Here is a 12,452-nt window from a genome sequence, read left to right on the forward strand (position 1 = left end):
GTCACCACGGTGGCCGCCCCGTGGGATGTATGCCCGTATCGGAGGAGACCGTGCCACGCAGCCTGGACCTGGTCGTCACCTCCGTCGCCACCCAGTTGATGGAGGCCACCGCCGCCACGGCCACCCTGGTGAGCGAAAAGGTGCTCGCGCAACTGGTCGAGCAGTTCGACGTGGACGCCAGCTTCCTGCGGCACCTCGACCCGCACACCCGGGCCTCGGCGCTGGTTGCCGAGTGGCCGCCCCGCTCGGACGCCGCGGACCCGGATCCGACGGCCTTCGCTCAGCTGGACATCGCCGAGTCGGCCCTCGCCCAGTGCGGGCACGGGCACAAACCGGTGGTGATCCGTCCGGCGCAGTCCAAACGCTATTTCCGGCGCAGGCTCGGCGGGGCGAAGGTGGCCGCCTCGCCCTCGGTGGCGGCCGCACCGTTGGTCTCGGGTGAGACGACCACCGGCTTGCTCGGCTTCGTCAAGGTCGGTGCCCGCAAGTGGGAGCAGGAAGAGATCAACACGCTCGAGGCGGTCGCGGCGCTGTTCGCGCAGCTGCAGGCCCGCATCGCCGCTGAAGAAAAGCTTCGTTATCTCGCCGAGCACGACGACCTGACCGGCCTCTACAACCGTCGCGCGCTGGTCGCGCATCTGTCCGGACGGCTCGCGACGGGATGCGCCGGGCCCGTCGCGGTGATGTACCTCGACCTCGACCGGCTCAAGCCGATCAACGATTACCTCGGCCACACCGCCGGTGACTGGTTCATCCGGGTCTTCGCGCAACGCATCCGGGTCTGCGCCCCCGACAGCACGATCGCCCGGTTGGGCGGTGACGAGTTCGTCGTCGTTCCCGACCAGCCGATGTCACCGGAGGCCGCGGAGTCATTCGCCCGGCGTCTCTCGGCGATGCTGTGCGAGCGGCTGGCCATCGGCGGCCACGTGATCAGCCGCACGGTCAGCATCGGGCTGGCGGTGGGGCAGCCGGGACGGGACAACTGCACCGACCTGCTCCGCCGCGCCGACGAGGCGGTGCTGACGGCAAAGCGCGGCGGCGGCAACCAGATCGCGGTGTCCACCGACGACATGTCCCTCAAGCGCGCGTTCCGCAACGACATCGAGCTGCACCTGCAAGGCGACATCGGCAGCGAGGCGCTGCTCCTGCACTACCTGCCCGAGATCGACCTGTCGACGGGCGCCATCGTCGGCGCGGAGGCGCTGGTCCGTTGGCGGCACCCGATCTGGGGCCTGCTGCAACCGGACTCCTTCATCGGGATCGCCGAATCGACCAACCTGGCGGCGGAGTTGGGGCACTGGGTGATGCGCACCGCGTGCGCCGAGTTCAGCAGTTGGCGGGCCAAGGGCGTCGGCCAAGGGGCCGTCATGCGCATCAATGTGTCGCCGATCCAGCTCATCACCCGGGGTTTCGTACACGACGTCGCCGCCACCATCGACGAGTTCGGCCTCGCCGGCTCGGTGTGCCTGGAGATCACCGAGCGCGCCGTGGTGCACGACATCGAGACCACGCGAAAAACCTTGGCGGAGCTCAAGGAAGTGGGGGTCCAGCTGGCCATCGACGACTTCGGTACCGGCTACGCGGTGTTGTCGCACCTGAAGTCCCTGCCGGTCGACATGCTCAAGATCGACACCGGGTTCGTGCGCGACCTGGGTAACAACGCCGGCGACCTGGCGATCGTTCGCGCGATCATCGGTCTGGCCGAGGCGTTCGGTCTGGAAGTCGTCGCCGAGGGAGTTGAAACGCCGGTGGCGGCAATGACTTTGATCCAGCACGGGTGCCGACGCGCGCAGGGTTTCCTGTTGTCGCGTCCTGTCCCCGGCGAGGCGATGGAAGCCCTGTTGTCCGCACGCTGGCTGTCGCTGCCGTTTTTGGCCGACCGCAAGGCGTTGCCGACGGGCGGCATCTAGCATCGCACCGATGGTCGCAATATTGAGAAGAGGCGTGGCGGTGGTCGCCGCGTGCGCGATGGCGCTGTTGAGCGGATGCGGCGGCCACAGCGAGTCCGATCCGTTGTCCCCGGTGATCAGTCCCGCCATACCGCTGGGCGTGCAAGAGGTTTCGAATCCCCTACGGGGCCAATACGAAGACCTGCTGATGCCGCTGTTCCCGCAAGCCAATCCCGCGCAGCGACGCTATCCGCCGTGGCCCGCGTCGTACGACGCCAGCGTGCGGGTTTCGTGGCGGCAGCTGCAACCCACCGACCCGGGCACTCTGCCCCCCGACGCCCCCGACGACCGCAAATTCGACTTCAGCGTGATCGACGACGCGCTGACCAAGCTGGCCGGACGAAACATGCGGCTTACCCTGCGCGTGTTCGCCTACAGCTCCTGTTGCGACGTCACCTATGCGAACAACACCAACATCGCGATCCCGGATTGGATGCGTCCCGCGTCCACCAGCTATACCGGGCCGCAACGATACTGGTGGACGCCCGGGGTGACCCAGGTCGTACCGAACTGGAACGACCCCGCTTACCTGAACGCCTTCGGGCAGTTGCTCGCCGCGCTCGGCCGCCGTTACGACGGCGACGAGCGGCTCAGCGTTTTCGAGTTCTCCGGCTACGGGGATTTCAGCGAGAACCACATCGCCTATCTGCGCGACACGCTGGGCGCGCCGGGCCCCTCACCCGAGGAGAGCCTCGCGAAGCTGGGCTACTACAGCCAGTTTCGGGATCAGAGCATCACCAAAGCGGCTATTGGACAGCTCGTCGCGGCGAACGTGAACGCCTTCCCCCACACCCAACTGGTGACCACCGCGCCGAACGCCGAAATCGTCCGCGAGCTGCTGGCCGACGACGTCACCAAGAAATTGTCCGCGCCCGTAGGTATTCGCGCGGATTGTCTCGGCGTATACGCGCCGTTGCCCTTTTGGGCCGAGACGGATGCCTCGTACTACGTGCGCACGAAAGATCCGCTCGTCAGCCAACTGAAGGACCGGATGGCCTCGGCGCCGGTGATCACTGAATGGTGCCAGTTGCCCGCTGGAACCAAGCCGCAGGCCTATTACGAAAAGGGATTGCGCGACGTCGTCAAGTATCACGTCTCGATGACCTCGAGTTTCGATTTCCCCGCCGTGGATTCGAGCACTCCGATGGACAGGTCGTTGTACCTGCTGTGGGCGCAGGCCAACGTTTCGGCCGGCTATCGATACTCTGTGGAAGTTCGGCCGGGATCGGCGTCGTTTCGCGACGGAGTGGCGACCATGTCGGTGGTTTGGACCAACTACGGTGCCGCCGGCGCAATCGAGAAGTGGGTGCCCAGCTACCGGCTGGTGGATTTCTCGGGCGCGGTGGTCCGCACGCTGCCCACAGCCGTGCGCCTGAACAAACTGGTGCCGTCGGGGGACAACTCAGGTACCAAACCGGTCCCGGCGTCGTTTACCGAGTCGGTGACCGTCGACCTGGCGGGGTTGGCACCCGGGCACTACACGCTGCGTGCTTCCGTAGATTGGCAACAGCACAAGCCGGACGCGTCGCATGTGGTGAACTATCCGCCCATGCAGCTCGCGCGCTCCGGACGCGACGAATCCGGGGGCTACCCGCTCGCAACGATCGACATACCGCGCGATGCGCCCGCTTTCGCTCCGCACCAATGACGGTAGCCGCCAGCAAGGCTTTCGATCGTGCGACGATAGCGGCACCGATCTGACGGTCCTACCGGACGCCGTCAGCTCAGTCATACCTCGCTAGTATGCGCCGTGACTGGTGAGAACGGCCTTGACCGTCTTGGCGATGATCATGAGGTCACCCGACATTGACCAGTTGTCGACGTAGGACAGGTCCAACCGCACCGACTCTTCCCACGACAGGTCCGATCGGCCGCTCACCTGCCACAAGCCGCTGACGCCCGGCTTCACCAGCAGTCTCCGCTTGGCATCACCGTCGTAGTTTTCGACTTCTCGCTGCAACGGGGGTCGCGGCCCGACGACGCTCATGTCCCCCTTGAGCACATTGATGAATTGCGGCAGCTCATCAATGCTGAACCTGCGCAAGATGCGGCCGACCGGCGTGACCCGCGGGTCTTGACGAATCTTGAAGAGCACGCCGCCGGCGCTTTCATTGCGCCCCAGCAGGTCCTCGATTTGGTTGTCGGCCCCGACGGTCATCGTCCGGAACTTGAGCATGGTGAAGGGCTTCCCGTCGATGCCGATCCGCTCGGACGGGTAAAAGACCGGCCCCTTACTGGTCAGCTTGATGGCGATGGCGGCCGCGATCAGAATGGGCGCCGTACCGATGAGGGCCGCCAGCGAGAACAGGAAATCAAACACTTGCTTCTGAAAGCGTTGCGTCCCTTCGTATTGCGGCTTCTCCACATGCAGTAGGGGCATGCCCGCAGTGGGCCGCAGGGTCAAGCGCGTTTCCGCGACGTCCATTACCCCGGGTGAGACCACGACATCGACGTCCGTCGTCTCCAACTGCCACATCAACTCTCGGATCCCGCGCATCCCGAAGTGATCCGTCTGGGTGACCGCTACGGTGTCCGCGCCGCAGCTGTGGATCCCTGCCACCGCGTCGGTGACATCGCCGAGAACCGGCACTGCGCTGCCGCCGATGGTGAGGGTGTTGCCGCGCGGTGGGCCATATCCCGGAATGCAGACCCCTACCACGACGTAGCCGTCCAGCGGATTGCGGGCCAGTTCGTGTGCGAGGTGGGAAACCGCCTGCCGGTCTCCGATCGCCAACACCCTGGTCTGGCATTGGCCGTTCGCGCGCATCTGGCGAATGTGCTTGCGCCACAGGCTGCGGCTTCCCAGCAGACCCAGGGTCCCGATTGGGAGCGCGATCGCGAGATAACCGCGGGCCAGGTCGACCTTGGCCAGCAGCGTCGCCATCGCGATTATCCCGAACGTCCAGAACGACGCGCTGCCGATCCGCCGATACTCGTCGATTCCGGCGCCGATGACTCGAGGCGAGCGCGTTTGAAATATCGCCAGCGACGACAGCCAGAGCGCCGCGAACAGAATTGACAACAGCGTCATCACGACGTCGGAGTAACCTGAGGTGTTGGCGATTTCGCCGAATCGGACGTACTGCGCGAGCATTACCGACGCGCACACGATCACCGTGTCGCTGAAGCGCAGACGGTGCGAATACTGGTGTTGCCAGCGTCGGATGTCGTGACCACCAGCCGAGGGCGCCGCGGCGGTGGGCACCGGCGACGCGTTGGCCAGGTGGCGGGGCAACGACGTCATGTCTTCCGGTGTTCGCTCAGCGGGACCTGGCTCGGCGTGCACGGTTTCCACCGTTTCCTGGGTCATCAACGGGTTAGACATGACGCCGCACTTTCGATCGGGGCGAGGCTCGCCGTTCGGGAGGGCCAACTGGCGTCCCGCTCGGAAATGACCGTGACCGGCAGCGGCCACACGATCCCGAATTCGGGTTCGCTCCAATGGAATCCATGCTCGTCGGACGGAGCATGTTGACCGCCGACCTGATAGCTGACTTCGGTGTTATCGAGCAGGGTTTGGAAGCCGTGTGCGACAAATGGCGGCAAGAACAGCGCCCGGTGGTTGTCCGCGCTCAACTCGACCATGACGTGCTCGGCGTAGGTCTGTGACCCGGGGCGGATGTCGACCGCAACCGCGACGATGGCACCGCGGGTGCAGCGGACCAACTGGGTTTGGGCGTATGGCGGCACCTGATGGTGCAGGCCCCGCACCGTGCCGCGGGTGTAATTGAAAAAGATGTTGGTCTGGGTGACGTCGAAAGCCAGCCCGCGACTGGCGAATTCCTCGGCGCAAAAAGAACGGGAAGAGAAGCCGCGATGGTCGCGGTGCGGTTCGACGTCAATGATCGTCACGCCGGCGACCTGGGTGGGCGTGTACTTCATGTGCCGCTCCTTCCGTAACCGGTAGTCGTGGGTCGGTGCATGTGCCGTCCTACGCGTATCCGCCGGACGGCGGGCGCGTCATCACGGTCGGAATGACCCCGTACCGCGGCCCGAGGTTTTTGCCCGACGCGGCCGCCAGGCGCGGGAGGGAGCCCATGATGCTGGGTGGCACATTGTTGGCGCCGGCGAGGCTGATCGTCGGCAATGCGGAGGCGGCGCTCTGGGCGGCCGGGATCACGCTGGTCCAACTGGCCGGCACTGCCAGCGGGCCCAGCGAGGCGGCGCTGCCCAGGCTGCCGATGACACCCGATCCCAGTGATCCGAGCGACCCGAGCGCACCCGCGCCCGTGCTCGCCGCGCTCGCCGCAGTCGACGCCGCGGTGCCCGCGGCCGCCATCGCCCCGCTCGCCAAACCCTGCGCGGTCTGCGCCATGCCGAGGATGGAGGACATCCCGTACAGCGGGGTCGCTGCGGCCATCAAGTAGCTGGGAACGGAGCTGGGGATGCTGGACGCGAGGGCCGACATCAGCGACGAACTGGCCGAATTGGTCGCCGTGCCTGCCGCGCTGCCGGCACCGGCACCCGCGTCGGTCAGCGTGACGGTCCCGGCGGTCATCGGTGACGAAAGCCCTTGCAGGGTGCTGGGCACCGTCGACATCACGTTCGAGAGCGACGTATGCGTCGCCGTCAACGTTTCGGCCTGGGCGACCGCGCTGCTCTGGCTGGCGACGCCCGCCGGGTTGGTGACGTCGGGCGGTGGGTTGAACGGCGTGAGCTCGCAAGCGACCGCCGAGCCCGCGGCGTACTCGTACATGGCCGCGGCGTCCTGTGCCCACATCTCGCCGTATTCGGCCTCGGTGGCCGCGATCGCCGCCGCGTTCTGGCCGAAGAAGTTGGTGGCGATCAGCGTCGCGAGCTGCACCCGGTTGGCGGCGACGGCCGGCGGGGGAACGGTCATCGCGAAGGCGGCTTCATACACCTCGACGGCGAGCCTGGCTTGGCCGGCCGTCTCCGCCGCCCGCGCCGCCGCCCCGGCCATCCATGCCATGTAGGGGGCGAAGGCGGACGCCATGGCCAATGACGACGGGCCCATCCAGCGCCCGGTCGTCAGGCCCGCGATCACTGACCGGTAACAACTTGCGGCGGCATGCAATTCGGCTGCGAGGCTGTCCCACGCCACGGCCGCAGCCACCAGTGAAACCGGCCCGGGACCGGCATACATCCGCGCGGAGTTGAACTCCGGCGGGAAGGCACCGAAATCGATCACGTCAGACCCCGGCCTTGTCGGCGGCGCGGATCGCGCCGCCCGAACGTCCGCGAGCAGGGGAGGAGGCGTTGGCGGTCACCGCGACCGCGACGTACTCCGCTGCAGGTAACTGGCGATCTGACATACTAAAAGTATGGCTTGCTTCCGTTCTGCTTGCGAAGAGTATTTGGGCTGCGCCCCGGAAGGCACTTGGTCCCTTCCTTGCTGTTCCACCTGCTGACGCCGCCAGCCAGCGTGGCCTTGTGGTCACGACCGGCATGTGCTTCTCCTAACGCCGCTAGAGGTGGCCGTTATCGGGTGTATGGGCTGCTCAGACGCCCGGATGCAGGATCCGTGCAGTCCCGGCATACAAACTGACAATCTGATAATAGCTTAGAAAGCATACTAATAGTCTGTAAAGATCCTGTGATATGCACTACAGGTATTTACGGGAGCGTCAAGGCAGCGCGTCCGGCTGCTAATCTCGGACTTGGCCCAAGAACTGCCCGGGGGTGGCCGGTCGGTGTCGTTTCAGACCGTCTGAGAACCGAGGTGTGTGCCCTGCTCAACAACCTGATGGCGAACGACCAGGCCCGGGTCGCCACCCCCGGCAAGATCGCTCGCGACAGCCACGGCGCCGTCGTAGCGCCCGCCAGCACTGCCGCGTTCGACTCCCCGCGCCAGGGTCACGGCCTTCTGGCCGAACGAGAGCTAAGCCGGCACGTCCGATGACGACCCATTCAAGCGACGGGCGCGCCGACGCGACGCGGCGACAGATTCTGCGGGCCGCCTCGCATCAGTTCGCGCGCCGGCCGTACCACGACGTCGGTCTCGATGACATTCTCGCCGAGGCGCAGCTGACCAAAGGCGCGATGTACTTTCACTTCAAGTCGAAACACGCCCTTGCGGCGGAACTCATCGACAAGCAGATCGCCGCGGCCACCGTCGCGGTGGGAGAGTTGATGACCAGGGGCCTTTCCGGTCTGGAAACCCTCATCGACTTCTCGTATCTCATCGCCGTCCAGGACATCAAGACCGATCTGGTCCGGGCCGGACTGAATCTGATCGAGTCGGTCGGGTCGTCGGAGGGGCTGCAGGACACGTTGATGAACGGCTGGGTGAACGCCCTGTCCGACGTGGCCCAGCAGGCCATTGACGAGGGCGACATCGACGGCCAATGCGATCCCCACGACGTGGGACGACTGATGGTGTCCCTGCACATGGGGCTGCGCAAGACCAGCAATCTCGACGACCCGGAAAGATTCCTGCTCGACCTGGAGAGGTGCTGGATGCTCATCCTGGGCGGAATCCTGCAACCGGACCGGGCCGATTACTTCCGCCAATTCCTAAGGCGGCGTGCGGCGCTCGCCGTCAGCGCCGGTTCGACCGGGGAAGATTCGCGGTAACCGAAGCGGGCTGGCCACACGGCCCGCCCGCCGTCGCACCGGCTGCTAACCTTGGACGTCTTGGCGGGCGATGTGAGGCCAGACCTGGGGCTCCGCGCATCCGACGCGACTCCGGAGGTGCAGACACAGTGGCGCGCCAGATCCGATCCGAGGCCACTCGGCGCAAGATCCTCGATGCCGCGATCGAAGTGTTCGGCGAAGTCGGATATGCCGCCGCCGGGTGGGGCGCGATCATCGAACGCACGGGGATGACCAAGGGCGCCCTCTATCATCACTTCGATTCCAAGGAATCGTTGGCATCGGACATCCTCAAGGAGGGCTCCGACACTCTTCTCACCGCCTTCCGCAACGTATGCGGGTCGTCGTCGCCGGGACTGGAGAACCTGCTGCACGGGGCCTTCACCATCGTCGAAGTGCTGAACTCGGACAAGATGGTTCGCACGGCCGAGCAATTGGCCTCTGCCCTAAGCGGATTGAACGAGGCCGCCGCGAGCTTCTATGCGGACCTCTCGGCGATGGTCGAAGAACAGGCCCGGCGCGCGATCGGCGAGGGGGACCTTCGCAAGGACGTCGATCCCGAAGTGCTCTCCGAGTTCCTCGTCGGAGCCATGTTCGGAACGCGGTTGGTATTCAATGCGACAGCTCGCCACGACGCGCACCGCACCCTCCCCGGTGACATCGCCGGGCGCCTGCGTCAGATCCTGGAACTGCTGCTGCCCGGCACCGTCACGGAGGCTTCGCTTCCCTATTTCCGGCAATACCTCAGTCGCGAAGTGATGCGCCATGGCTCCGTTGCCCTGCCTCGTGCAGACGCCGACACCGAGCCCCTGATCGGGTAGACCGCTTTCCCCACCGAAGTTCAGGACGGTTGTGCCGCACTCTGTTTCGCGGTTGTCCGCGCCCGCGGCATCCGCCGGGCGTTGTTGTCCGCCACGCCGGGATTCGCCGATCGGCGCTGCGACCCGCCGGCCCTGCCGCGGCTAGCGGTCTTCCTTCCACAACTGCTCGGTCAGGTCCTGGAAGGCCGCGAGGACGAACTGATCGTCGGCCCGCATCGCCGCCGACTTGCTCATCAGGGCGCGCACCACCGAGCCGTCCTTGTGCTCCAACTCGACGACCATGTTGGCCAGCGAATGAACGACCGATAACAACGATTCCGAGTCCGGCGCGTGATGGAAGATCTGGTGGAACCGGAGCGACAAGACCTCCTCCGGCTCGTAACCCATCATCTCGGCGAACGCGGCGTTGGCGAACAGGATGCGGCCGTCGTTCTCGATGGCCAGCACGGGGATCGGGATCCGCTCTAGCACAACCAATGCCGGCAACTGCTTCAAGGCCGTCATCGGCGAGTCAGCGTGCTGCCGATTGCGTCGTCGCTCCACCGGCCGATTATGGCGCATAACATAGGCTATACACGAGGCCTTTGGGCAGATGCGGATGCGCCGGTCCGCGCGCCACCTCTTTTCCGGCCACCACGTTTCGGTGTCCGCTCACCCGCCTTCGGGAAGCTGGTAACGGGGGAACACGCCTGTGGGCGGCGGCAGTTTCGTGCCCGGGGCCAGGCGCGCGCCGACGGCGTCGAACGCCCGCCGGTCCGCCGGCTGCCCGAGTAGGTCGAGCAGCTTGCCGGCGGAGTCGGGCATCACCGGCTGGACGAGCAGAGCCGCGATGCGGACCGCCTCGCAGGTGGTGTACAGCACGGTCCGGAACCGGAGTTGATCCGCCTCGGACTCGCTCTTGCGCAACACCCACGGCTGCTGGGCCGAGAAGTATTTGTTGGCCTCGCCGAGCATCAGCCAGATCGCCTCCAACGCCAGATGCATGGCCTGCCCGTCGAAGCTGGCGCGCACCCGCTCCAGCAACCCGTCGGCGGTTGCCAGCAGGTCCGCGTCCGCGGCGGTCAGCTCGCCCGGTTCGGGGACGACCCCACCGAGGTTCTTGGCCACCATGGACAACGACCGCTGGGCCAGGTTGCCGAGCTCGTTGGCCAGGTCGGAGTTGATCCGGGTGACGATCGCGTCTTCGGTGTAGCTGCCGTCCTGACCGAACGGCACCTCCCGCAACAGGAAGTAGCGGAGCTGGTCCACGCCGAAAGTGTCGATAAGGGCGACCGGGTCGACGATGTTGCCCACCGACTTGCTCATCTTCTGGCCGCGGTTGAGGAGAAAGCCGTGCGCGAAAACCCGGCGCGGCAATTCGATCCCGGCTGACATCAGAAATGCCGGCCAGTACACCGTGTGGAACCGGATGATGTCCTTGCCGATCATGTGCAAGTCCGCCGGCCAGTAACGGCGGAACAGCTCGGATTCGGTGTCCGGATAGCCGACGCCGGTCAGGTAATTGGTCAGTGCGTCGACCCAGACGTACATGACGTGATCGGGATGTTCGGGCACCTTCACCCCCCAGTCGAAGGAGGTGCGCGAGATCGACAGGTCCCGCAGCCCGCCGGAGACGAAGCTGACGACTTCGTTGCGGCGCGCCTCGGGCCCGATGAAATCGGGGTTGGCGTCGTAGTGGGCCAGCAGCTTGTCGGCATACGCCGACAGCCGGAAGAAATAGGTCTGCTCCTCGGTCCACGTCACCGGGGTGCCGGTTTCGACGGCGATCCGGGTGCCGTCGACGATCGCGGTCTCGGATTCGACGAAGAACCGCTCGTCGCGCACCGAATACCAGCCCGAGTAGGTGTCCAGGTAAATGTCCCCGGCGGCCTGCATCCGCCGCCAGATCGCCTTGGAGGCCTCGTGGTGGTCCGGGTCGGTGGTGCGGATGAACCGGTCGAACGAGATGTTCAGCCGCTCCTGCAGGCGCTGGAACGCGTCGGAGTTGCGCCGCGCCAGCTCCGCGGTGGGAATGCCCTCGGCCGCGGCCGTCTCGACCATCTTGAGGCCATGCTCGTCGGTCCCGGTCAGGAATCGCACGTCGAACCCGTCCAGCCGCTTGAACCGGGCGATGGCGTCGGTGGCGATGTACTCGTAGGCATGCCCGACGTGCGGATCACCGTTGGGGTACGTGATCGCCGTGGTGACGTAGTAGGGCCTCATCGAGAGTCCACCCTATTGTGTGGCCGTGAGTTCCAACCGCTCTGGTGAACGAGAGGCGCCGCCCGCGCCTGAACCGCTGACGCCCCTCATCGACGCCCACACCCACCTCGACGCCTGCGGCGCGCGAGACGCCGGGGACGTGCGCGCCATCGTGGACCGCGCCGCGGCGGTCGGGGTGGGCGCGGTGGTCACCATCGCCGACGACCTGGATTCGGCGCGCTGGGTGACACGCGCCGCCGAATGGGATCCGCGGGTGTACGCCGCGGTGGGACTGCATCCGACCCGCGCCGACGCGTTGGACGACGACGCGCGTACCGAGATCGAGCGACTGGCGGCGCATCCGCGGGTGGTGGCCGTCGGCGAGACCGGGCTGGACCTGTATTGGCCCGGCCGCCTCGACGGGTGCGCGCAGCCGGGCACGCAGCGCGACGCCTTCGCCTGGCATATCGACCTGGCAAAGCGGTGCGGAAAACCGCTGATGATCCACAACCGCGAGGCCGATGTCGAGGTGCTCGACGTGTTGGCCGCCGAGGGCGCCCCCGACGCGGTGATCTTCCACTGCTTCTCGTCGGGCGCCGCGATGGCCCGGCGATGCGTGGACGCCGGGTGGCTGCTCAGCCTGTCCGGGACGGCGAGTTTCCGCAACGCCCGCGAGCTGCGGGACGCCATTCCGTTGATACCCCTGCAGCAGCTTCTGGTGGAGACCGATGCGCCCTTCTTGACGCCGCATCCCTACCGCGGGTCGCCCAACGAGCCGTACTGCCTTCCTTATACTGTGCGGGCGGTCGCTGAACTGGTAGGTCGTCCGGCCGAAGAGCTGGCGCTGGCCTCCACGAACAACGCCCGCCGGGTCTACGGACTGCCTCCCGGTTGACCCGCGGACCGGCGCGATCGCGTGAACAAAGTCGCGCAGGAGTTGCTCAACATT

At 66.2% G+C, this 12,452-nt stretch carries 11 protein-coding genes; 5 read left to right on the top strand and 6 right to left on the bottom strand.

Translation table 11 applies throughout. The features are described 5' to 3' along the window. Positions 1-50 precede the first annotated feature (50 nt). Both C1737_RS25200 and C1737_RS25205 read left to right on the top strand, forming a co-directional pair. On the top strand, positions 51-1,910 hold the full coding sequence (locus C1737_RS25200; protein ID WP_102420122.1) for a bifunctional diguanylate cyclase/phosphodiesterase: 1,860 nt from the start codon (positions 51-53) through the stop codon (positions 1,908-1,910). Between the two features lie 10 nt (positions 1,911-1,920). Continuing rightward, positions 1,921-3,597 carry a hypothetical protein gene (locus tag C1737_RS25205; RefSeq protein ID WP_369807554.1) on the top strand — a complete coding sequence of 559 codons (1,677 nt, stop codon included), beginning with the start codon at positions 1,921-1,923 and terminating at the stop codon, positions 3,595-3,597. Between the two features lie 90 nt (positions 3,598-3,687). Here C1737_RS25205 and C1737_RS25210 read toward each other — a convergent pair whose 3' ends face one another. The 4 genes from C1737_RS25210 to C1737_RS27405 form a co-directional block, all read right to left on the bottom strand. Continuing rightward, entirely contained in the window at positions 3,688-5,193 is a 1,506-nt protein-coding gene (locus C1737_RS25210; protein WP_233214859.1) for a sugar transferase, read from the bottom strand. A 65-nt stretch (positions 5,194-5,258) separates the two neighbouring features. Then, positions 5,259-5,831 carry a dTDP-4-dehydrorhamnose 3,5-epimerase family protein gene (locus tag C1737_RS25215; protein WP_102419741.1) on the bottom strand — a complete coding sequence of 191 codons (573 nt, stop codon included), beginning with the start codon at positions 5,829-5,831 and terminating at the stop codon, positions 5,259-5,261. Between the two features lie 49 nt (positions 5,832-5,880). Then, positions 5,881-7,098: a PPE family protein gene (locus C1737_RS25220; protein ID WP_102419742.1), complete on the bottom strand. Its 1,218-nt coding sequence runs from the start codon at positions 7,096-7,098 to the stop codon at positions 5,881-5,883. A 1-nt stretch (position 7,099) separates the two neighbouring features. Continuing rightward, the gene (locus C1737_RS27405) at positions 7,100-7,222 is read right to left on the bottom strand and encodes a hypothetical protein (protein WP_255413414.1); all 123 of its coding nucleotides are present in this window, start codon (positions 7,220-7,222) and stop codon (positions 7,100-7,102) included. Positions 7,223-7,805: 583 nt separating this feature from the next. Here C1737_RS27405 and C1737_RS25230 point away from each other — a divergent pair. Continuing rightward, complete coding sequence (locus C1737_RS25230; protein ID WP_102419744.1) at positions 7,806-8,483, top strand: TetR/AcrR family transcriptional regulator; 678 nt, start codon at positions 7,806-7,808, stop codon at positions 8,481-8,483. A 128-nt stretch (positions 8,484-8,611) separates the two neighbouring features. Next, on the top strand, positions 8,612-9,322 hold the full coding sequence (locus tag C1737_RS25235; protein WP_102419745.1) for a TetR/AcrR family transcriptional regulator: 711 nt from the start codon (positions 8,612-8,614) through the stop codon (positions 9,320-9,322). A 141-nt stretch (positions 9,323-9,463) separates the two neighbouring features. Here C1737_RS25235 and C1737_RS25240 read toward each other — a convergent pair whose 3' ends face one another. Together C1737_RS25240 and metG are read right to left on the bottom strand one after the other, a co-directional pair. Then, positions 9,464-9,826 (bottom strand): PAS domain-containing protein, encoded by a 363-nt coding sequence (locus C1737_RS25240; RefSeq protein ID WP_102419746.1) that lies wholly within the window; start codon positions 9,824-9,826, stop codon positions 9,464-9,466. A 147-nt stretch (positions 9,827-9,973) separates the two neighbouring features. Further along, positions 9,974-11,524 carry a methionine--tRNA ligase gene (metG, locus tag C1737_RS25245; RefSeq protein WP_102419747.1) on the bottom strand — a complete coding sequence of 517 codons (1,551 nt, stop codon included), beginning with the start codon at positions 11,522-11,524 and terminating at the stop codon, positions 9,974-9,976. A gap of 19 nt (positions 11,525-11,543) precedes the next feature. Here metG and C1737_RS25250 point away from each other — a divergent pair, with 19 nt between their 5' ends. After that, positions 11,544-12,398: a TatD family hydrolase gene (locus tag C1737_RS25250; RefSeq protein ID WP_102419748.1), complete on the top strand. Its 855-nt coding sequence runs from the start codon at positions 11,544-11,546 to the stop codon at positions 12,396-12,398. The last annotated feature ends 54 nt before the right edge of the window (positions 12,399-12,452 follow it).

It is taken from the genome of Mycobacterium sp. 4858, assembly GCF_900240975.1.
GTDB lineage: Bacteria > Actinomycetota > Actinomycetes > Mycobacteriales > Mycobacteriaceae > Mycobacterium.